The organism is Streptomyces sp. AK08-02 (assembly GCF_033795085.1).
Lineage (GTDB): Bacteria > Actinomycetota > Actinomycetes > Streptomycetales > Streptomycetaceae > Streptomyces > Streptomyces echiniscabiei.
Map to the genome: position 1 here is coordinate 63,017 of NZ_JARAZV010000018.1, position 21,934 is coordinate 84,950.

14 protein-coding genes are annotated in these 21,934 nt (G+C 68.0%); 10 read left to right on the forward strand and 4 right to left on the reverse strand.

What is annotated here, in order from left to right; translation table 11 throughout:
- Nucleotides 1-23: 23 nt before the first annotated feature.
- Nucleotides 24-3,779, reverse strand: coding sequence for a GH92 family glycosyl hydrolase (locus tag PV734_RS33795; RefSeq protein WP_319293392.1), 3,756 nt, complete (start codon nt 3,777-3,779; stop codon nt 24-26).
- A gap of 523 nt (nt 3,780-4,302) precedes the next feature.
- Between PV734_RS33795 and ngcE the strand changes: the two genes are divergently transcribed.
- The 9 genes from ngcE (at nt 4,303) to PV734_RS33840 (ending at nt 16,585) form a co-directional block, all read left to right on the forward strand.
- Nucleotides 4,303-5,781: an N-acetylglucosamine/diacetylchitobiose ABC transporter substrate-binding protein gene (gene ngcE, locus PV734_RS33800; protein WP_319293393.1), complete on the forward strand. Its 1,479-nt coding sequence runs from the start codon at nt 4,303-4,305 to the stop codon at nt 5,779-5,781.
- Nucleotides 5,782-5,841: 60 nt separating this feature from the next.
- Nucleotides 5,842-6,768 carry a sugar ABC transporter permease gene (locus PV734_RS33805; RefSeq protein ID WP_319293394.1) on the forward strand — a complete coding sequence of 309 codons (927 nt, stop codon included), beginning with the start codon at nt 5,842-5,844 and terminating at the stop codon, nt 6,766-6,768.
- 5 nt (nt 6,769-6,773) lie between these two features.
- A complete protein-coding gene (locus PV734_RS33810) occupies nt 6,774-7,700 on the forward strand; it encodes a carbohydrate ABC transporter permease (RefSeq protein ID WP_319095932.1) in 927 nt (308 codons plus the stop codon).
- A 192-nt stretch (nt 7,701-7,892) separates the two neighbouring features.
- Nucleotides 7,893-9,092, forward strand: coding sequence for an ROK family transcriptional regulator (locus PV734_RS33815; protein ID WP_319095931.1), 1,200 nt, complete (start codon nt 7,893-7,895; stop codon nt 9,090-9,092).
- Nucleotides 9,093-9,227: 135 nt separating this feature from the next.
- On the forward strand, nt 9,228-10,316 hold the full coding sequence (locus PV734_RS33820) for a sugar ABC transporter substrate-binding protein (protein ID WP_319095960.1): 1,089 nt from the start codon (nt 9,228-9,230) through the stop codon (nt 10,314-10,316).
- 280 nt (nt 10,317-10,596) lie between these two features.
- The gene (locus PV734_RS33825; RefSeq protein ID WP_078507121.1) at nt 10,597-11,388 is read left to right on the forward strand and encodes an ATP-binding cassette domain-containing protein; all 792 of its coding nucleotides are present in this window, start codon (nt 10,597-10,599) and stop codon (nt 11,386-11,388) included.
- Nucleotides 11,385-12,707, forward strand: a complete 1,323-nt coding sequence (locus tag PV734_RS33830) for an ABC transporter permease subunit (RefSeq protein ID WP_319095930.1) — start codon at nt 11,385-11,387, stop codon at nt 12,705-12,707. Before PV734_RS33825 ends, PV734_RS33830 begins: the two co-directional genes overlap by 4 nt.
- A 266-nt stretch (nt 12,708-12,973) precedes the next feature.
- Nucleotides 12,974-14,899, forward strand: a complete 1,926-nt coding sequence (gene dxs / locus PV734_RS33835; RefSeq protein ID WP_319095929.1) for a 1-deoxy-D-xylulose-5-phosphate synthase — start codon at nt 12,974-12,976, stop codon at nt 14,897-14,899.
- 189 nt (nt 14,900-15,088) lie between these two features.
- Nucleotides 15,089-16,585, forward strand: coding sequence for an amino acid permease (locus PV734_RS33840; protein ID WP_319095928.1), 1,497 nt, complete (start codon nt 15,089-15,091; stop codon nt 16,583-16,585).
- 49 nt (nt 16,586-16,634) lie between these two features.
- On the opposite strand, the gene PV734_RS33845 is transcribed toward PV734_RS33840, so the two are convergent.
- Nucleotides 16,635-17,012, reverse strand: a complete 378-nt coding sequence (locus PV734_RS33845; protein WP_319095927.1) for an NTP pyrophosphohydrolase — start codon at nt 17,010-17,012, stop codon at nt 16,635-16,637.
- Nucleotides 17,013-17,106: 94 nt separating this feature from the next.
- Here PV734_RS33845 and PV734_RS33850 point away from each other — a divergent pair, with 94 nt between their 5' ends.
- Nucleotides 17,107-18,177 carry a hypothetical protein gene (locus tag PV734_RS33850; protein ID WP_319293395.1) on the forward strand — a complete coding sequence of 357 codons (1,071 nt, stop codon included), beginning with the start codon at nt 17,107-17,109 and terminating at the stop codon, nt 18,175-18,177.
- A gap of 274 nt (nt 18,178-18,451) precedes the next feature.
- On the opposite strand, the gene PV734_RS33855 is transcribed toward PV734_RS33850, so the two are convergent.
- Nucleotides 18,452-20,578, reverse strand: coding sequence for a 3-hydroxyacyl-CoA dehydrogenase NAD-binding domain-containing protein (locus PV734_RS33855; RefSeq protein WP_319095924.1), 2,127 nt, complete (start codon nt 20,576-20,578; stop codon nt 18,452-18,454).
- Nucleotides 20,575-21,801 (reverse strand): acetyl-CoA C-acyltransferase, encoded by a 1,227-nt coding sequence (locus PV734_RS33860; RefSeq protein WP_319095923.1) that lies wholly within the window; start codon nt 21,799-21,801, stop codon nt 20,575-20,577. The genes PV734_RS33855 and PV734_RS33860 overlap by 4 nt, the downstream gene beginning before the upstream one ends.
- Nucleotides 21,802-21,934: the final 133 nt, after the last annotated feature.

A 21,934-nucleotide genomic window follows, 5' to 3' on the forward strand; every position in this document is an offset into this window, starting at 1 on the left:
GAAGCGGGCGTTGGACGTGGTGGTCAGCCCAGCAACTCCACCTCCGCCAGCGTCGACTCACCGTCGAGGACCAGTCGGTACCGCTCGTACGAGCCCCCGGAAGCCACCGAGAACGCCCGGGTCTGCCGGTCCCACCGGAACGACTGGCCCGAACGCCGGTCCAGGGTCGCCCAGTTCGTGCCGTCGGAGGAACCCTGCAGCTTCCAGCCCGTCGGGGCCTCGGTCCGGTCCGAGGACGTCAGCGTGTACTGAACGGCCTTCGTCGCACCGGCGACCGGCAGGCTCACGGACCTCACCGTCGCGTCCGTCGCCGACGTGTTGTCGAACAGCGCGCCCTCACCCTCCACCACATCCGCCCGTGGTGTCGGCACCTCGTCGTCCTGGGTGATCGAGACCGGCGCCGCGTTCCTGGACGCCCCCCAGTTCGACGGTTCGGGGCCCATGTCGAACTCCAGGGTTCCACCTTGGGAGACGATCGAGTGGGGGAGCGAAGTCGACGTCCACGGAAGGCCGTTGACCTTCAGCCCCTGCACGTACACATTCCGGGCGCTGTTGTCCGGGGCCTCGACCACCAGGTCCCGGCCGTTCTCCAGGTGCAGCTTCGCCTTCGTGAACAGCGGGGAGCCGACGGCGTACTCGCCGCTGCCCATGACCAGCGGGTAGAAGCCGAGCGCCGAGAACAGGTACCAGGCCGACTGCTCGCCGTTGTCCTCGTCGCCGTGGTAGCCCTGGCCGATCTCGCTGCCCGTGTAGAGGCGGGAGAGGATCTCGCGGACGTTCTTCTGCGTCTTCCAGGGCCGGCCGGCCGCGTCGTACATGTAGGTGACGTGGTGGGCAACCTGGTTGGAGTGGCCGTACATGCCCATCCGGACGTCCCGGGCCTCCGTCATCTCGTGGATGACCCCGCCGTACGAGCCCACGAACTCCGGTGAGGCCGTCTCCGGGGTGTCGAAGTAGGCGTCGAGCTTGTCCGCCAGGCCTGCCCGGCCGCCGTACAGATTGGCCAGACCCCGGCTGTCCTGCGGGGCGGTGAAGGCGTACCCCCAGCCGTTCGTCTCCGTGTAGTCGTGGCCCCAGACGCGCGGATCGTACGCCGACGACTCCACCCGCCAGTCGCCCCGCGCGTTCCGCCCCTGGAAGAAGCCGGCCCTCCTGTCGAACAACCGCACATAGTCCTGGGCCCGGTTGAGGAAGTACTCGGACTCCTCCTTGTACCGTTGCCCGCCCGTCTGCCGGTACAGCTCCTGGCCCATCCGGGCGATGCCGTAGTCGTTGAGGTAGCCCTCCAGCGCCCACGACAGGCCCTCGCGCGTCTCGGTGCTCGTGTAGCCGAGGAAGGGCGAGGTCGCCATGCCCTTACGGCCCACGCCGGACATGGGGGGCACGACCGTGGCGTTCTTCACGGCCGCGTCGTACGCCGACTTCGCGTCGAAACCGACGCCCTTCACATACGCGTCGGCGAACGCCACGTCCGACGAGGTCCCCGTCATCAGGTCCGCGTACCCGGGGGAGGACCACCGCGAGGTCCAGCCGCCGTCCTTGTACTGCTGCACGAACCCGTCGACCATCTCGCCCGCTTGACGAGGTGTCAGGAGCGAGTAGGACGGCCAGGTCGTCCGATACGTGTCCCAGAAGCCGTTGTTGACGTACACCTTGCCGTCGACGATCTTCGCCCCGGTGTGCGTCGGGGTGTCGGGGCCCGGCATCGGTGAGAACGGAGACGCGTACTGGTACTTCGAACCGACCTTCTCGAAGCCGGAGTTGGGGTAGAGATACAGCCGGTACAGACTGGAGTACAGCGTCGTCAGCTGGTCCGGCGTCGCCCCCTCCACCTCGACCTTCCCGAGCAGCCCGTCCCACTGCCGCTGCGCGCCGGCCCGTACCGCCTCGAAGGACGTACCGTCCGGAATCTCCTGCCGCAGATTGGCCTTGGCCTGCTCGACGCTGATCAGTGAGGTGGCGATCCGCAGCGTCACGGTCCCGTCCGGCGCCGGCTCGAACCGGAGACGGCCCTTGACCCCGCTCGACGACCCCTCCGTCACCACCGCGTCGTCGTCGAACACCCCGTACACGAACAGCCGGGTCGCCCCCGCCGACAGCCCCGACCTCACATCCGAGTAGCCGGTGAAGGAGCCGTTCTCCGGGTCGAGGGTCAGGCCCGCCTGGTCGGTGACGTTGTCGAACAGGACACTCGCGTCGGCGCCGGGGTAGGTGAAGCGCAGGACCGCCGCGTGGTCGGTCGGCGTCATCTCGGCCTTGACGCCGTTCTCGAACCGCACCCCGTAGTAGTAGGGCCGGGCGGTCTCGTTCTCGTGCCGGAAGGCCAGCGCCCGTGCCGCACGGCCGGTGTCCGGGGTGCCGGCGGCGGCGGACGGCATCACCTGGAAGGTCTGCCGGTCACCCATCCAGGGACTCGGCTCATGACTCGCGCTGAACGCCTGGATCGTCGGCAGGTTGTCGGCGTTGTTGGCCCGCGCGTAGTCGTACAGCCAGCTCAGCGAGCCCGCGTTGGTCACCGGCGTCCAGAAGTTGAAACCGTGCGGCACGGCTGTCGCCGGGAAGTCGTTGCCCCGCGAGAAGCCGCCGCTGGAGTTGGTGCCCCGCGTCGTCACCGCGTAGTCGGACAGGTGTTCCCGTGGCGGCTCGGGAGCGACGGTCCGCAGCGCCACGTCGTCGAGCCAGCCGCGGGACCTCGCGGGCCCGGTTGGCGAGTCGTACGCCACCAGCACCCGGTCGACGGTCTTTCCCCGCGCCACCGTCCCGATCCGCGAGGCCACATGGTTCCACTGGTTGACGTACAACCCCTTCGCCGCGCCCTGCCCCCGGGGCGTCAGGGGAAAGCCGTGCTGGTCGAGGGCCGACAGCTCACTCAGCAGCGTGCCGTCCGTGAAGGCCAGGTCCACCGACACGTTCGTGGCGTCGTAGTCGAGATCGCCGTCCGCCATCGACGGGAAGACCCGGTACGACAGTTCGGTGTCCGGTTCGACGGCCACGTTCACGTCGAACACCTTGTTGGACGAGTACGCCCGCCCGTCCGCCCGGTGTGTACCGGCGTACCGCAGCGCCCGTTTGCCCGTGAAACCGGCGCGGGCCTTCGCGGTCGGTGAGCCGCTCGGGCCGTTGTCGACCAGCGACAGCATGTCCCGGGGTACCGGCGCGTCGCCGCCGCCCGTCGAGAACTGGACATCGGCGAGCTGCGTGATGGCGCCCCCGTTGTTGCGTCCGATGTCGAGCCGGAAGTGCCGGAAGGCGGCAGGCGACGACAGGTCGTACGACCTGGTCTGGAACCGCTCGGTGAACGACACACCCGCGCGGGTGTCGAGGGTCCGCCAGCCCGTCGTACCGTCCGCCGAGCCCTGGAGGGTCCAGTCGGCGGGGTCGCGCTCGGCGTGGTCGTTGGCCGAGGTCAGCGCGTAGGTGACGACCCTGACCGGCTCGTCCAGGTCGAACTCCGCCCAGCCGTTCGGCGCGAAGGTGAGCCACTTGGTGCCCGGCACCCCGTCGACGAGGTTCTCCTTCACCTCGCCCCCGCCGGTGTTCTCGCCGCTCGCCCGTACGTCGGTCACGTGATCGGTCGCGTTGCCCGGGATGCCGCTGCTGTACCCGCCGTCGACACCGGAGGCCCGCTTCGTGCCGTCCGGCCCGGTGTCGACAGTGTTCAGCCAGTCCGGCGCCGCGTCACCGGCCTCGAACGAGGAGACGAACTCCTGGTCGGCGGCCGGTGCGCGGCCCGGCAGAGCGGTCGCCGCACCCTGCCCGCCGATCACCAGTGCGAACATCGCAGCGATGGCCGGAATTGATCCGAACGCCCATCCGTACCGAGCCCTGTACCGAACTCCCTGCCGCATACGAGAGCACCCTCCCTACCGCTGGACAACGTTGTCACCTTGGCTGCGCAGGAACCAGTAGGGAGTGAAGTGACCAGTGGTGTCAAGGGTGTTGGGTGTGGCATTCGGGCCCAATATCGCGAATTTCCCAGGCAAAGAGATGGGCCCGGTCCACATATTTCCGCGAGGTCTCAACTCGGAAAAGACCCGCGGCCAACCCTGCATTCGATCTTGCCCCTTTGACGGGAAGTGGACTATACCTGTCGGCATCTGCCACTGTTCGACCGGTCGACGCCCGGTGCGAGGGGAGCCGGAAGGGTGGTTTGACGTGCCGAACGCGCGGCCTACCGGGTTTTTCCTCCGATCAGGGCACATCACGCACTAAGTACTTCCTGCACGACCCAGTTCGACCCGATCGCGGTGCCGGGAGGATCCGGTTCACCGCCTGAGTCCTGGAGAAGGCGAGGACTTGAGCATGGGATCCACCTCCGACGAGAGCCGCACCCCCGAGCGCATGACCGGCACCACCCCCGTCAACGGCCTCGGCCGCCGCGACCTGATTCTGCGGTCCGCGGCACTCGGCCTGGTCTCCGTCCCCACGATGAGCTTCCTGTCCGCCTGTGCGAGCAGCGGCGGAGGAGACGAGGACAAGGCCAAGGCGGGCAAGAAGACCGCCCAGAACCCGCTGGCCGTCAACGACACCGCCCAGCTGGAGTTCGTGCTCTTCGACGGCGGCTTCGGCAAGGAGTACGCCGAGGACGCGGTCAAGGTCTACGAGCAGAACTTCCCCAAGGCGAAGGTCAAGTTCTCCGCCACCCAGAAGATCCAGTCCACGCTCCAGCCCCGCTTCAACCAGGGGACTCCGCCGGACCTGATCGACAACTCCGGCGCCGAGCAGATGGACATGGGTGTCCTGGCCGGCAAGAACCAGCTCGCCGACCTCACCCCACTGCTCGACGCCCCGTCCTTCGACGACCCGAACAAGAAGGTCCGCGACACACTGCGGCCGGGCATCGTCGAGATGGGCCAGCTGGAGGGCGACCCGGTCTGGATCATGTACTACGCCTACACGGTGTACGGCGTCTGGTACTCCCAGAAGGCCCTGGACAACCTCGACGCCACGTACCCGGAGACCTGGGACGAGATGCTCGCCGTGTGCGAGAAGGCCAAGAAAAAGGGCATCGCCGGCTGGACCTACGCGGGCAAGTACCCGTACTACCTGCCCTTCTCGCTCTACGCGATGATCGGCAAGGTCGGCGGCGTCGAGGTCCTCAACGCCATCGACAACCTGGAGCCGAACGCCTGGAAGAACCCGGCTGTCAAGGCCTGCTTCGAGGCGTACTACGAGCTCTACAAGAAGGGGTACGTCCTCAAGGGCACCCCCGGTCTCGACCACATCCAGTCGCAGACCGCGTGGGCCAAGGGCAAGGCGCTGTTCATCCCGAACGGCTCCTGGGTCGAGAACGAGTCGGCCAACGTCATCCCCGCCGACTTCGACCTTGCCGTCTCCGCGCCGACCGGCATCGACAGCTCCGACAAGCTGCCGTTCGGCACGATCTGGGCCTCGGGCGGCGAACCGTTCATCGTCCCGGCGAAGGCGAAGAACACGGCGGGCGGCATGGAGCAGCTGCGCATCATGCTCAGTGAGGCCTCCTCGAAGAACTTCACCACCAAGGTCAAGTCGCTCACCGCGTACAACGGCGGCACCGACGGCATCACCCTCACGCCGGGCCTCAAGTCCGGTGTGGCGGCGCTGGAGAAGGCCGGCCAGAACGTGGTGAACCCGCGGCTGCAGGACTGGTACGTGCAGCTCCAGAAGGAGAAGATCGGGGTGTCCGGGCTCGGCGAGATGATGGCGGGACGGCTCACCCCGGCCGAGGCCATCAAGAAGATCCAGGGCTACGCCGACGAGACCGCGAAGGACACGTCGATCAAGCACTACAAGCACCAGTGATCCGAAGTCGATGATCTGTCACCAGCGGCGGCACCCGCGCACGGAACGGGGTCTGTGGTAATGCAGCACGGCAAGTACCGCTTCATCGTGGGATTCCTGGCGGTCCCTCTGGGGCTGTACGCACTGTTTGTCATCTGGCCGTTCATCCAGTCCATCTATTACTCGTTCACGGACTGGACCGGACTGAGCCCGGAATTCAAGATGGTGGGCCTCGACAACTACAAGAGGATGTTCGACGACGACATCTTCTGGAAGTCGTTGCAGCACAGCCTGCTGTTCGCGTTGGTGCTGCCGCTGGTGACGATCAGTCTGGCGCTGTTCTTCGCCTTCATGATCAATGTGGGCGGGAAGCGCCGCCGCGGTGGACCGGTGATTTCGGGCGTCCGCGGTTCCTCCTTCTACAAAATCGTCTACTTCTTTCCGCAGGTGCTGTCGATCGCGATCGTCGCGCTGTTGTTCGCGTTCGCGTACAACCCCGACAGTGGTTCGATCAACTCGCTGCTGCGCGGCATCGGCCTCGACAGTGTCCAGCCGCTGTGGCTGGGCGATCCGAGCCTCGCCCTGTGGTGTGTGATGGCGGTGCTGGTCTGGTCGACGGTCGGCTTCTTCGTGGTGCTGTTCTCCGCGGGCATGGCGTCCATCCCGGCCGACCTGTACGAGGCCGCGCTGCTCGACGGCGCGGGCCGGGCCACCACGTTCTTCCGGATCACCCTGCCGCTGCTGTGGGACACCGTGCAGTCCGGCTGGGTCTACATGGGCATCCTCGCGCTGGGCGCCGAGTCGTTCGCCGTCGTCCAGATCATGACGACCGGCCCAGGCGGCCCGGACTACTCGACGACCGTCATGGTCCTGTACGTCTACCAGAAGGCCTTCCGCGACGGTCAGGCCGCCTACGCAACCACCATCGGGGTCGCCCTGCTCGTCGTCACGCTGGCCTTCGCGGCCCTCGTGATGCGGCTGGGCCGGCGCGAGCGGCTGGAGTACTGACACATATGAAGACGACCGACAGCACCCCGCCGGACACGGTTCCCCAGCACTCAGGAGGACCCGTGCGCAAGGAGAACGCGGCCGGGAAGGAGGGGCGGGAGAAGAAGGAGGGCAGGGTCCTCAACGTCTTCTCGCACGGCATGCTCGTCCTCTGGGCGTTCATGGTTGCGATGCCGCTGCTGTGGGCGGTGATGACGTCCTTCAAGGACGACAACGCGATCTTCAGTTCGCCCTGGTCCCTGCCGGACAAGCTGCACTTCGACAACTGGGCGCGGGCCTGGACCGACGCCAACATGAGCGACTACTTCCTCAACACCATCCTGGTGGTGGGCGGTTCGCTCGTCGGCACGCTGGTGCTGGGCTCGATGGCGGCGTACGTCCTGGCCCGCTTCGACTTCCCGGGCAACCGGTTCATCTATTACCTGTTCGTCGGCGGCATGAGCTTCCCGATCATGCTGGCGCTGGTCCCGCTGTTCTACGTCGTGAACAACATGGGCCTGCTGAACACGATCCACGGGCTGATCCTGGTCTACATCGCCTACTCGCTGCCGTTCACGGTCTTCTTCCTGACCGCGTTCTTCAGGACCCTGCCGGGCTCGGTGGCGGAGGCGGCCTTCGTCGACGGCGCCTCGCACTCCCGGACGTTCTTCCAGATCATGCTGCCCATGGCCAAGCCCGGGCTGATCAGCGTGGGCATCTTCAACTTCCTCGGCCAGTGGAACCAGTACATGCTGCCGACGGTGCTCAACACCGACCCGGACAAGCGGGTCCTCACCCAGGGTCTGGTGCAGCTGGCCGCCAGCCAGGGTTATAAGGGCGACTGGTCGGGACTCTTCGCCGGCCTGGTGATGGCGATGCTGCCGGTGCTGGCCGCGTACATCGTCTTCCAGCGTCAGGTGGTGACCGGACTCACGGCGGGCGCGCTGAAGTAACCGGAACCTGTTGTTCAGCCCCCGTACGCGCGCGTGCATGCCACAAACCGTGCACGCGCGTCCCTATGCGCACAAGACCCCGGATGCAGTTCAACCTCTTGACGGGAGGCGACCCGAACGGCTCATCTTAGAGTTCACTAGTTGGACATAGACGGGGCCTCATCGAAGCGGTCCCGCGCGCAGGAGGTCGTCGTGGAGACTCCGGGATCGCAGTCGTCACTGCACCGAGCCAACCTGGAACGGGTCGTACGGGCCGTGCGCCTGGCCGGGTCGCTGACGCAGGCCGAGATCGCCAGGAGCACCGGTCTGTCCGCGGCCACGGTGTCCAACATCGTGCGGGAGCTGAAGGACGGCGGAACGGTCGAGGTCACGCCCACCTCGGCGGGTGGCCGCAGGGCCCGGGCCGTCTCGCTGAGCGGGGACGCCGGGATTGTGATCGGCGTCGACTTCGGGCACACGCACCTACGGGTCGCGATCGGCAACCTGGCCCATCAGGTGCTGGCCGAGGAGTCCGAGCCGGTGGACGTGGACGCCTCGGCCGCGCAGGGCTTCGACCGGGCCGAAGAGCTGGTCAATCGCCTGATCGCAGCAACGGGCGTCGACCGGTCGAAGATCGCCGGTGTGGGCCTGGGTGTACCGGGTCCGATCGACGTGGAGTCGGGCACCCTGGGCTCCAGCGCCATACTGCCCGGCTGGATCGGGACCAGGCCGGGAGAGGAGCTGCGCGGGCGCCTGAACGTGCCGGTGCACGTCGACAACGACGCCAACCTGGGGGCCCTGGGTGAGCTGGTCTGGGGCAGCGGGCGGGGGGTGCGCGACCTGGCGTACATCAAGGTCGCGAGTGGTGTGGGGGCCGGTCTGGTGATCAGCGGCAAGATCTACCGTGGCCCGGGTGGCACAGCGGGAGAAATCGGGCATATTACTCTTGATGAATCCGGCCCCGTCTGCCGTTGCGGAAACCGGGGCTGCCTGGAGACCTTCGCGGCGGCTCGTTACGTGCTGCCGCTCCTCCAGTCCAGCCACGGGACCGACCTGACCATGGAAGGTGTCGTGCGGCTGGCGCGGGACGGCGACCCTGGCTGCCGTCGCGTGATCGCCGACGTCGGCCGACACATCGGCAGTGGAGTCGCCAATCTCTGCAATCTGCTGAACCCGAGCAGAGTGGTTCTCGGCGGTGATCTCGCCGAGGCCGGTGAGCTGGTGCTCGGTCCCATAAGAGAGTCTGTCGGCCGCTATGCGATCCCCAGCGCGGCACGTCAACTGTCCGTTCTTCCGGGGGCACTTGGAGGTCGTGCGGAGGTGCTCGGAGCGCTCGCTCTCGCGTTGAGCGAGATGGGCGATTCGACCCTTTTGGACGGCACGCTGCATGCGGCGACTCCTGCCTTCACCTAGAGAACGAACAAAGCCGTTGCCAACCCGTTAAGGATTTACTTCTTGACGTCGCACGTGTGGCCGAGTTGACTTCCAGCCACCTCGGCCGCAGCGTTGCGGCCCTGTCAGGGAGGCACCACCAGAATGAACGCGATGATGCGTAGAGTCGTGATCGGTACCACTGCTGTATCCATGGCCCTTGCCGTGGCGGCCTGCGGCAAGGCCGGGGACGACAAGTCCGACAGCGACAGCAGCAGCTCGGGCGGCGACAAGACCATCGGTCTGCTGCTCCCCGACAGCGTGACGGCGCGCTACGAGAAGTTCGACAAGCCGTTCTTCGTGGCCAAGGTCAAGGAACTGTGTTCCGACTGCAAGGTCGAGTACGCGAACGCCGCCGGGGACGCCGCCAAGCAGGCCCAGCAGGTCAGCAGCATGATCACCAAGGGTGTCAAGGTGATCGTGGTCAGCGCCCAGGACTCCGCCGCCATCAAGACGTCCATCCAGACGGCGGTCGACAAGGGCATCAAGGTCGTCGCGTACGACCGTCTGGCCCAGGGCCCGGTCTCCGCGTACGTCTCCTTCGACAACGTCAAGGTCGGTCAGCTCCAGGGCGAGGCCCTGCTCACCTCCCTCGGCGCCAAGGCGACCCCGAAGTCCAAGATCGTCATGATCAACGGTGACGACGCCGACCCGAACGCCGGTCAGTTCAAGAAGGGCGCGCACGAAGCCCTCGACGGCAAGGTCGACATCGCCTACGAGCAGTCCGGCCTGTGGAAGGACACCGTCGCGGCCCAGAAGATGTCCGCCGCCATCACGCAGCTCGGCGCCAAGAACATCGCGGGCGTCTACGCCGCCAACGACGGCATGGCCGGTGGCATCGCCAACACCCTCAAGGGCGCGGGCATCAGCGGTATCCCGCTGACCGGTCAGGACGCGGAGCTCGCGGGTATCCAGCGCATCGTCGCCGGCACCCAGTCCAGCACCGTCTACAAGGCCTTCAAGCCGGAGGCCGACGCCGCCGCCCAGATCGCGGTCAACCTGCTCGACGGCAAGAGCATCGACTCGCTCGCCACCGAGACCCTGACCAGCGGCTCCGGCAACAAGGTCCCCTCGCAGCTGCTGACCCCGGTGTCGGTCACCAAGGCCAACATCGCGGACACGGTCGTCAAGGACAAGCTCTACACCGTCGCCGAGATCTGCACCGGCGAGTTCGCCGCCGCCTGCAAGACCGCCGGTCTTCAGTAGCCGACAGGCGCACCAAGGCCGCCGGTCCCCGGGTGGGCGCTCACGCGTGCTCGACGAGCACCACGGGAGCACCCACCCGGACATGACCGCCCGGCGGCCCCACAAAACCTGTCCGACGCCCGGCCCGGCCTTCATACCCCGCTGCCGGGCCGGGTGTCGGGCGGAACCGTTGCCATCGGCAGCGGATGCGCGCATGTTCATCTTGTAAACCAGTGCCTAGAGCACACCCCTCCGCGCCTTCCCCAAGCGCGGCATCCCCGCCGGTCAGGCGGCGAAGGAGATGGTTCACGTGTCCGCTACGCCCGTGTTGGCGTTGCGCGGAGTCTCCAAGCGGTTCGGTGCGGTCCAGGCCCTCACCGACGTAGAGCTGGAGGTCCACCCCGGAGAAGTGGTCGCCCTGGTGGGCGACAACGGCGCAGGAAAGTCGACCCTGGTCAAGACGATCGCGGGCGTCCACCCCATCGATGAGGGAGTCATCGAGTGGGAGGGCAACCCGGTCAGCATCAACAAGCCCCACGACGCCCAGGGACTCGGCGTCGCGACCGTCTATCAGGACCTCGCCCTGTGCGACAACCTCGATGTGGTCGGCAACCTCTACCTCGGCCGTGAACTGCTGCACCGCGGTGTCATCGACGAGGTGTCGATGGAGAAGAACGCCCGGGAACTGCTGAGCACCCTCTCCATCCGTATCCCGAGCGTGCGCATCCCGATCGCCAGCCTCTCCGGCGGTCAGCGCCAGGTCGTCGCCATCGCGCGCGCCCTCATCGGAGACCCCAAGGTCGTCATCCTCGACGAGCCCACCGCCGCCCTCGGTGTCGAGCAGACCGCCCAGGTCCTCGACCTGGTCGAGCGGCTGCGCGAGCGCAACCTCGGCGTCATCCTCATCAGCCACAACATGGCCGACGTGAAGGCGGTCGCGGACACCGTCCACGTCCTGCGCCTCGGCAAGAACAACGGTTCCTTCCCCGTGAAGACCACGAGCCACGAAGAGATCATCGCCGCGATCACCGGAGCCACGGACAACGCCGTGACCCGTCGTGCGGGGCGTCGCGACACGGAGGCGGCAAAGTGAGCGACACGTCCAAGACCGTGAAGCCCGACCCAGGGGCGGAGCACCAGAACACGGTGGCACCCGCCGACGACCCGACCGCGGCGCCGGTGGCCGTCGTCGACCCGCGTCTGCTGGTCCGCGACGAGGGCCTCAAGGGCTATGTCACCGAGTTCAAGCGCAAGGTGAAGGGCGGTGAGCTGGGCTCGCTGCCGGTCGTCGTCGGCCTGATCGTCATCTGGACGATCTTCCAGCTGAAGAACGACCTGTTCCTGAGCGCCGGCAACCTCTCCGACATCAGCTACTTCATGTCGGCCACCGGCATGCTGGCCATCGGCCTGGTGTTCGTCCTGCTGCTGGGCGAGATCGATCTGTCGGTCGGTTCGGTCAGCGGTCTGGCGTCCACGCTGTTCGCCGTGTTCGTGGTGAACCACGGCATGAACGCCTGGCTCTCGCTGATCCTGGCGATCCTTACCGGTGTCGCCATCGGAGCGCTGCACGGCTGGTTCTTCGCGAAGATCGGCGTACCGGCGTTCGTCGTCACTTTGGCCGGCTTCCTCGGCTGGAACGGCCTGATGCTGTGGCTGTTGGGCTCCAGCGGCACCATCAACATTCCGTCGGACAGTGGTCCGGTGCACCTGTTGGGCAAGAGCTCCTTCTTCATGGACCAGGCCATCATCGGGGCGTATCTGCTGGCCGCTCTCGCGGTCGTGCTGTCCCTGGTCGGTAACTTCGGTGAGCAGCGCCGCCGCCGGGCGGCTGGTGTGCCGTTCCGGCCGAACAGCGAGATCCTGCTTCGTGTGGGGGCGCTCGCGGTCGCTTCTTTCGTGGCCGCGGCCGTGCTGAACAACGCCGCGGGTGTCTCCAACTCTCTGGTGATCTTCCTGGCGACGCTGGTGATCGTGGACTTCGTGCTGCGTCGTACGACGTACGGCCGCAAGGTGTTCGCGGTGGGCGGCGGCATCGAGGCTGCCCGTCGTGCCGGTATCAGCGTGCCGATGGTCCGCATCAGCGTGTTCGCGATCTCCGGCGGCTTCGCGGCGGTCGGCGGCATGTTCTTCGCCGGCGTAACGGCGTCCGCCACACTGAACGCCGGCGGCGGCAACACGCTGATGCTGGCCATCGCGGCGGCGGTCATCGGTGGCACCAGCCTCTTCGGTGGGCGGGGCAACGTGTGGTCGGCGCTGCTGGGCATGCTGGTGATCCAGTCGATCCAGACGGGTCTGGACCTGCTGAACATGAACACGTCGATCCAGTACATGATCACTGGTGCGGTGCTGTTGGGTGCGGTTGTCATCGACTCCGTGTCCCGGCGGAGCCAGAAGGCCGCGGGGCGTGCGTGACGCGGTAGCGCCGTAAGGGGTGCGGTCATCGCGGCTGACGGCCCGTTGTGGCTTGTCGCGCAGTTCCCCGCGCCCCTGAAAGTGGCGCCTGCGGCGTACTTTCGAACTATTGTGCCCGGCATCGTATGGCGATGCCGGGCACAACTGTTGGGTACGGCCGATCGCGTGACGTATCACGCAGAGGCCGGGCGTCGGTCGCGAAGGCGGAACACTAGACTCGACACGCCCGGCGAAAGCTCGATCAGCTCTACTGCAAGGAGGCACGGGTGCCGCTGCTGACCCGCATCAAGGGACCGCGCGATCTTGACCGGCTCAGCCTGGAACAGCTCGACCAGCTGGCCGAGGAGATCCGGACCTTCCTCGTCGACGCGGTCTCCAAGACCGGCGGCCACCTCGGCCCCAACCTCGGTGTCGTCGAGCTCACCATCGCCCTGCACCGGGTCTTCGAGTCGCCGAAGGACAAGGTGCTCTGGGACACGGGCCACCAGTCCTACGTCCACAAGCTGCTCACCGGCCGCCAGGACTTCTCCCGGCTGAAGATGAAGGGCGGCCTGTCGGGCTACCCCTCACAGGCCGAGTCAGAGCACGACGTCATCGAGAACTCGCACGCCTCGACGGTCCTCGGCTGGGCCGACGGCATCGCGAAGTCGAACCAGGTGCTGGGCCGCGACGACCACCACGTGGTCGCCGTCATCGGTGACGGCGCGCTCACCGGCGGGATGGCCTGGGAGGCGCTGAACAACATCGCCGACGCCAAGGACCGCCCCCTCGTCATCGTCGTCAACGACAACGAACGTTCGTACGCTCCCACCATCGGCGGCCTCGCCAACCACCTGGCCACCCTGCGTACGACGGACGGCTACGAGCGGTTCCTCGCCAAGGGCAAGGATCTGCTGGAGCGGACCCCGGTCGTCGGCAGACCGCTGTACGAGACCCTGCACGGCGCCAAGAAGGGCCTCAAGGACTTCATCGCCCCGCAGGGCATGTTCGAGGACCTGGGCCTCAAGTACGTCGGCCCGATCGACGGCCACGACATCGAGGCCCTGGAGTCCGCGCTGGCCCGCGCCAAGCGCTTCGGCGGCCCGGTCATCGTGCACTGCCTCACCGAGAAGGGCCGCGGCTACCAGCCCGCCCTGCAGGACGAGGCCGACCGGTTCCACGGCATCGGCCCCATCCACCCCGACACCGGCCTGCCGATCAAGGCGTCCGGCGCCGACTGGACCTCCGTCTTCGGCGACGAGATGGTGAAACTCGGCCAGGAGCGCGAGGACATCGTCGCCATCACGGCCGCGATGCTCCAGCCCGTCGGCCTGAAGAAGTTCGCGGACGCCTTCCCGGACCGGATCTACGACGTCGGCATCGCCGAGCAGCACGGCGCCGTCTCGGCGGCCGGGCTCGCCGCCGGGGGAGTGCACCCCGTGTTCGCGGTGTACGCCACCTTCCTGAACCGCGCCTTCGACCAGGTCCTGATGGACGTGGCACTGCACAAGTGCGGTGTGACGTTCGTCCTCGACCGGGCCGGCGTCACCGGCACCGACGGGGCCTCCCACAACGGTATGTGGGACATGTCGATCCTCCAGGTCGTACCGGGCCTGAGGCTCGCCGCCCCGCGCGACGCCGACCAGGTCCGTGCCCAGCTCCGCGAGGCCGTCCAGGTCGACGACGCGCCGACCGTCGTCCGCTTCTCGAAGGGCGCCGTCGGCCCCGCCGTACCCGCCGTGGGACGCGTGGGCGGCATGGACGTGCTGCGCGAGCCGGGGACGGACACCCCGGACGTGCTCCTGGTCTCCGTGGGCGCCCTCGCCCCCATGTGCCTGGAGATCGCGACCCTCCTCGACCAGCAGGGCATCTCCACCACCGTCGTCGACCCGCGCTGGGTCAAGCCGGTCGACGAGGCCATGGCGCCGCTCGCCGAGCGGCACCGCGTGGTCGTCACCGTCGAGGACAACTCCCGGGTGGGCGGCGTCGGTTCGGCCGTCGCTCAGGCCCTGCGGGACGCGGGGGTCGACGTACCGCTGCGCGACTTCGGCATCCCGCCGCGGTTCCTCGACCACGCCTCCCGGGCCGAGGTCATGGCCGAGATCGGCCTGACGGCACCGGACATCGCCCGTCAGGTCACCGGACTGGTGTCCAGGATCGACGGACGGTTCGAGCAGTCCGAGGTCGACTCCGTGGAACCCGCCCGCGACTGACCCGCCGCTGAGTCCCGATGGGCCGGTTTCCCCACTCCTCACGGTGGTGGGACCGGCCCATCGGCGTACCGCGCTCACGACCTCGGGGTGAATGCACCCCCTATTGGAGTGAACCTCCGCGCGCCGGGGCAGGCGCTCCACGCCCTCTCCCGATCATGGCCGGGACGACACAGCGTGGGAGGTACACCCGTGAGCAGCACCCTCTTCAGAACGAAGAAGGTCGAACAGTCCATCCGTGACACCGAGGAACCGGAGCACGCGCTCAAGAAATCCCTGTCCGCGCTGGATCTGACGGTCTTCGGCGTCGGTGTCATCATCGGCACCGGCATCTTCGTCCTCACCGGCACGGTCGCCAAGAACAACGCCGGCCCCGCCGTCGCCCTGGCCTTCGCGGTCGCCGGGGTCGTCTGTGCCCTCGCGGCGCTCTGCTACGCCGAGTTCGCCTCCACGGTCCCGGTGGCCGGGTCCGCGTACACGTTCTCGTACGCCTCGCTCGGTGAACTGCCCGCCTGGATCATCGGCTGGGACCTGGTGCTGGAGTTCGCGCTCGGTACGGCGGTGGTGGCCGTCGGCTGGTCCGGGTACATCACCTCGCTCCTCGACAACGCCGGCTGGCATCTGCCGGAGGCGCTCAGCGGCCGGGACGGGGCCGACGGCTTCGGCTTCGACATCCTCGCCGCCGCACTGGTCCTGGCGCTGACCGGCATTCTCGTGCTCGGCACGAAGCTCTCCGCGCGCGTCACCTCGATCGTCGTCGCCATCAAGGTGACCGTCGTCCTCGTGGTGATCATCGCGGGCGCCTTCTTCGTCAAGAGCGACAACTACGACCCGTTCATCCCGAAGGCGCAGGAGGTGACGGCCGGTGACGGCCTCCAATCGCCGCTCATCCAGCTGATGTTCGGCTGGGCGCCCTCCAACTTCGGTGTGATGGGCATCTTCACGGCGGCCTCCGTCGTGTTCTTCGCCTTCATCGGCTTCGACGTGGTGGCCACGGCCGCCGAGGAGACCAGGAACCCGCAACGGGACATGCCCAGGGGCATCATCGGCTCCCTGATCATCTGCACCACCCTCTATGTCGCGGTGTCGATCGTGGTGACCGGCATGCAGCACTACACCGACCTGTCGGTGACCGCGCCGCTCGCCGACGCCTTCAAGGCCACCGGGCACCCGTGGTTCGCGGGCTTCATCAGCTTCGGCGCCGCCGTGGGCCTCACGACCGTCTGCATGATCCTTCTCCTCGGCCAGACCCGCGTCTTCTTCGCGATGAGCCGCGACGGACTCCTGCCCACCTTCTTCTCCCACGTCCACCCCCGGTTCAGGACCCCGCACCGGCCGACCATCCTGCTGGGCGTGATCATCGCGATCGTGGCCGGCTTCACCCCACTGAGTGAGCTCGCCGAACTGGTGAACATCGGCACGCTGTTCGCCTTCGTGGTCGTCGCGATCGGCGTGGTCATCCTCCGCAGGTCCCGCCCCGACCTGCCCCGGGCCTTCCGGACCCCGTGGGTGCCGTTCATCCCGATCCTGTCGGTGCTCGCCTCGCTCTGGCTGATGCTGAACCTGCCCGCCGAGACCTGGCTCCGGTTCGGCGTATGGATGGCGATCGGCTTCCTCGTGTACTTCCTGTACGGCCGCTCCCACAGCCGCCTCGGACGTCAGCAGGAGGCGACAGCGGACACCAACTGACCGGCACGTTCAACGGAGTTGATGATCGGTTTCCGTACGGTACGACGGGTTAGTCCTTCCGTACCGTACGGGGCCCGGCGACCTCGGCGCCCAACTCCGTGACCCTGCGCCGTAGTTCACGATCAGCGGTGACGACCAGACGCTCCCGGTCCGCGAACTCGGCGACCAGCTCGACCATCCGGTCGTCCCCGCTGCCGGACGCCGACTCCACCCGTACGCCCGGCACCGAAGCGACCCCACGGGCCGCTCCCTCGACCACCAGGACGATCTCCACGGGTCCCGCCCGCTCCGGCAACCCGCCCTCGGCGTACGCCACCAGCCGGTCCCGCAGCCGCTCCGCCGCCCCGCGCCGGTCCCGCCACCAGCCGTCGGGAACCGAGCCGACCACATTCGCGGCGTCGACGATCACGAGCAGTGGGACATCCATGAGGATCAGGGTCGCACGCGGGGGACCGGAATCAGGGGTACCGGATGAGGGGGCGGGGGGCGCGCCAAAGGTAAGAGCACACTAAAGTAGTCCAGTGCCCATTGTTCCTCCTTCCGCTACCACGGCCGCGGGCCGTCCCGAGTCGGTCAACGGTGACTGGCTCATACGGGGTCGCGACGGCCGGCTGAGCACGTACGACGCCGTGGGAGACGGGATCGTCTGCCGCGCGGAGTCCCGGCCCGGCGGGCCCTGGCTCGCGCCCCGGCGCATCGGCGGCGACCAGCGCGTGCATCCCATGCTCGGCGTCGGCCAAGGCGCCGACGAGTACGCCCACTTGGCGACATGGCGGCCCACCGTGAAGGGCGAGGCGGGTGTGATCCACACCACGCACTTCCGGCCCGCCCTCGCGGCCCTCGACTGGACGCCGCTCGGCCACCCGAACCAGAAGGGCGACTGGACCGGCGTACCGGCGGTCGCCGTGGACGCGGAGGGCCGTGCCCATGTCTTCGTACGGAACGCCGTGGGCGGGGTCAGCATGCGAGGCCAGAAGGAGCGCGGCGGCTGGGGCCCCTGGCGCGACCTCAAGGGTGAGGACGTGGAAGAGCAGTTGACGGCCGTCACGCGTACGTCCGGACGCGTCGAGCTGTACGGCAACTCGCCCCACGGCATCCTGCGCTGGACGCAGGGCGGACCCGGCTGGATCCCGGAACTCGACGAGGCCCCGCTGAAGGCGACGGCCCGTCAGGGCAGTCTGCGGGCGCTGGTCACGTCGGACGAGCACGTGACGCTGTTCTACACGGACGAGTCGGACACGGTGTGCGCCTGGCGGTCGGGCAGCGAGCCGGTCGAACTGCTCCCCGGGGCCGGTCCCGGACCGGTGTCGGTGATCCGCTGCACCCTGGACGAGGTCGACTGCACGTTGCTCGCGCAGCGCTCGGCGAGCGGCCGGGTGGCGTTCGCCGCGTATCCGACGGAGCAGGAGTCGGCGGGAGCCTGGTGGACCGAGTCGGGCCCCCAACTCCCCCTGGACGCACGGGTGTCGCTGACGGAGGACGCGAGCGGGAGGGTGGTCGCGGCGACGGTTGCCCTCGGCGGTGAAGAGCTGAGGGTGGCCCGCCGCAAGCGGGAGCCGGGGCTCGCGCTGGAGGCGTGGGAGGCGGTGTAGAGGCGTTTCCCTCGCCCCCGCCGCCCCTACCCGTCCCATCCCTGGGGGCTGCCGCCCCCAGACCCCCGCTTCGGCCCTGAAGGGGCCTCGTCCTCAAACGCCGGACGGGCTGGGTTTCAGCCCCTTGGGGGTCCCCCCTCTGGGGGAGTTTGAGGAGCGGGGGTTCGGGGGCAGCGCCCCCGAGGATGGGACGGGTAGGGGCGGCGGGGGCGAAGAAACGAGTGCCCCGCACGCACCACGGCGTACAGGGCACTCGTCGATGACAACGAACCGGCTACGCCGGGACGGAAGCCACCCCAGCCTCCAGGAACCGCTTCCCGTTCACCCGCTCGGAGACACCCTCACGGTCCAGGTAGGGCGTGACCCCACCCAGGTGGAACGGCCACCCCGCACCGGTGATCAGACACAGGTCGATGTCCTGCGCCTCGGCCACGACCCCCTCGTCGAGCATGAGCCCGATCTCCTGCGCGACCGCGTCCAGCACCCGGTCCCGCACCTGCTCCGCGCTCAGGACGACATCCCCCTGCTTGAGCAGCGCGGCGACCTCGGGGTCCAGCTCGGGCTTCCCGCTGTCGTACACGTAGAAGCCGCGCTTGCCGGCCTTGACGACGGCGGCGAGGTTCGGGGAGACCGTGAAGCGGTCCGGGAACGCCCGGTTGAGGGTCTCGGAGACATGCAGACCGATCGCCGGACCGACCAGCTCAAGCAGCACCAGCGGCGACATCGGCAGACCCAGCGGCTCGACCGCCTTCTCCGCGACCTCGACCGGCGTGCCCTCGTCGATCACGTTCTGGATCTCGCCCATGAAGCGGGTAAGGATACGGTTTACGACGAACGCCGGGGCGTCCTTCACGAGCACCGCGGTCTTCTTCAGCTTCTTGGCGACACCGAACGCCGTGGCGAGTGAGGCGTCGTCCGTCTGTTCGCCGCGCACGATCTCCAGGAGCGGCAGGATCGCGACCGGGTTGAAGAAGTGGAAGCCCACGACCCGCTCGGGGTTCTTCAGCTTCGACGCCATCTCGGTGACGGACAGCGACGAGGTGTTGGTGGCGAGGATCGCGTGCGCCGGGGCGACCGCCTCGACCTCCGCGAACACCTGCTGCTTGACGCCGATCTCCTCGAAGACGGCCTCGATGATGAAGTCGGCGTCGGAGAAGCCCTCCGCCTTGTCCAGGACACCGGTGACCAGGGCCTTGAGGCGGTTGGCCTTGTCCTGGTTGACACGGCCCTTGCCGAGCAGCTTGTCGATCTCGGCGTGGACGTAGCCCACACCCTTGTCGACGCGCTCCTGGTCGATGTCGGTCAGCACGACCGGCACTTCGAGACGGCGCAGGAAGAGCAGCGCGAGCTGCGAGGCCATGAGGCCGGCGCCCACCACGCCAACCTTCGTCACCGGACGCGCCAGCGACTTGTCCGGCGCACCCGCCGGACGCTTGCCGCGCTTCTGCACGAGGTTGAACGCGTAGATACCGGACCGGAGCTCGCCGCCCATGATCAGGTCGGCGAGAGCCACGTCCTCGGCGTCGTACCCCTGCTGGAGGTCGCCGTTCTTGGCCGCGGCGATGATGTCGAGGGCGCGGTAGGCGGCCGGAGCCGCACCGTGCACCTTGCTGTCCGCGATGAAGCGGCCCTTGGCGACCGCCTGGTCCCAGGCCTCGCCGCGGTCGATGGCCGGACGCTCGACCTTGATGTCACCCTTGACGACGGAAGCCGTCCAGATCAGCGACTGCTCCAGGAAGTCCGCGCCCTCGAACAGCGCGTCGGCGATGCCCAGGTCGAGGACCTGCTGGCCCTTGAGCTGCTTGTTCTGGTTGAGCGAGTTCTCGATGATCACGCTCACCGCGCGGTCCGCGCCGATGAGGTTCGGCAGGAGCGTGCAGCCGCCCCAGCCCGGGACCAGGCCGAGGAAGACCTCGGGGAGGGAGAAGGCCGCGATGGACTTCGACACCGTCCGGTACTCGCAGTGCAGACCGACCTCGACGCCACCGCCCATGGCGGCACCGTTGTAGTAGCCGAAGGTCGGGACCGCGAGAGTGGCGAGGCGCTTGAAGACCTCGTGGCCGCCCTTGCCGATGGCGAGCGCGTCGGTGTGGTTCTTGAGGAGCTCCACACCCTTGAGGTCCGCGCCGACCGCGAAGATGAACGGCTTGCCGGTGATGCCGACACCGACGATCTCGCCGGCCGACGCCTCCTTCTCGACCTGGTCGATGGCGATGCTCAGGTTCGCCAGCGAGGCCGGGCCGAAGGTGGTCGGCTTGGTGTGGTCGAAGCCGTTGTCGAGGGTGATCAGCGCGAAGCGTCCGGCGCCGAACGGCAGGTCGAGGTGGCGTACGTGCGCCGAGGTCACGACCTCGTCGGGGAACAGCTCGGCCGCGCCCTTGAGGAGTTCGGTGGTGCTCACTTGTCGCCTCCGGCGTCCTTGTGGTGCGGGTTCTCCCAGATGACCGTGGCGCCCATGCCGAAGCCGACGCACATGGTGGTGAGGCCGTAGCGGACCTCCGGCTGCTCCTCGAACTGACGGGCGAGCTGCGTCATCAGACGCACACCCGACGAGGCCAGCGGGTGACCGAAGGCGATGGCACCGCCGTACTGGTTGACACGCGCGTCGTCGTCCGCGATGCCGTAGTGGTCGAGGAACGCGAGGACCTGGATGGCGAAGGCCTCGTTGATCTCGAACAGACCGATGTCACCGATGCCGAGGCCGGCCTTGGCGAGGGCCTTCTCGGTCGCGGGGATCGGCCCGTAGCCCATGACCTCGGGCTCGACACCGACGAACGCGTACGACACGAGCCGCATCTTGACAGGCAGGTTGTTCTCGCGCGCGAAGTCCTCGGACGCGATGATCGACGCGGTGGCGCCGTCGTTCAGACCGGCCGCGTTGCCGGCGGTGACCCGCCCGTGGACACGGAACGGCGTCTTGAGCCCGCTGAGGTTCTCCAGGGTGGTCCCCGGGCGCATCGGCTCGTCGGCGGTCACGAGGCCCCAGCCGGTCTCGCCGACCTGGTCGTTCGTGTTGCGCACCGAGATCGGCACCAGGTCCTGCTGGATCTTGCCGTTGGCGTACGCCTTGGCGGCCTTCTCCTGCGAGCGCACGGCGTACTCGTCGGCGCGCAGCTTGGTGATGTGCGGGTAGCGGTCGTGCAGGTTCTCGGCGGTCATGCCCATGAACAGGGCCGACTCGTCGACGAGCTTCTCGCTCACGAACCGCGGGTTCGGGTCGACGCCCTCGCCCATGGGGTGACGGCCCATGTGCTCGACGCCACCGGCGATGACGGCGTCGTAGGCGCCGAAGGCGATCGAACCGGCGGTCGCGGTGACGGCGGTCAGCGCACCGGCACACATACGGTCGATGGAGTAGCCGGGCACGGACTGCGGCAGACCGGCGAGGATTCCGGCGGTGCGGCCGAGCGTGAGTCCCTGGTCACCGATCTGCGTGGTCGCGGCGATGGCGACCTCGTCGATCTTCTTCGGGTCGAGACCCGGGTTGCGGCGCAGCAGCTCCCGGATCGCCTTCACGACGAGGTCGTCGGCGCGGGTCTCGTGGTAGATGCCCTTCGGGCCCGCCTTGCCGAACGGGGTGCGGACGCCGTCGACGAAGACGACATCCCTGACGGTACGAGGCACGATGGCTCTCCTCCAAAGGTGCGGGACGGCACTGCTGCGATACGCAACCGCTGAGCGGGCGCTCAGCCCTATGCTACTTACGAGTAACCGTACTGCACACCCCTGAGTTCGAGAGCGGCGAAGGTCACACGGC

Bases quoted from the DNA above. Each gene is read 5' to 3' on its own strand.
- PV734_RS33805 (WP_319293394.1), top strand. From the start codon at position 5,842: ATGCAGCACGGCAAGTACCGCTTCATCGTGGGATTCCTGGCGGTCCCT.
- PV734_RS33820 (WP_319095960.1), top strand. From the start codon at position 9,228: ATGCGTAGAGTCGTGATCGGTACCACTGCTGTATCCATGGCCCTTGCC.
- PV734_RS33810 (WP_319095932.1), top strand. From the start codon at position 6,774: ATGAAGACGACCGACAGCACCCCGCCGGACACGGTTCCCCAGCACTCA.
- PV734_RS33845 (WP_319095927.1), bottom strand. From the start codon at position 17,012: ATGGATGTCCCACTGCTCGTGATCGTCGACGCCGCGAATGTGGTCGGC.
- PV734_RS33825 (WP_078507121.1), top strand. From the start codon at position 10,597: ATGGTTCACGTGTCCGCTACGCCCGTGTTGGCGTTGCGCGGAGTCTCC.
- ngcE (WP_319293393.1), top strand. From the start codon at position 4,303: ATGGGATCCACCTCCGACGAGAGCCGCACCCCCGAGCGCATGACCGGC.
- PV734_RS33795 (WP_319293392.1), bottom strand. From the start codon at position 3,779: ATGTTCGCACTGGTGATCGGCGGGCAGGGTGCGGCGACCGCTCTGCCG.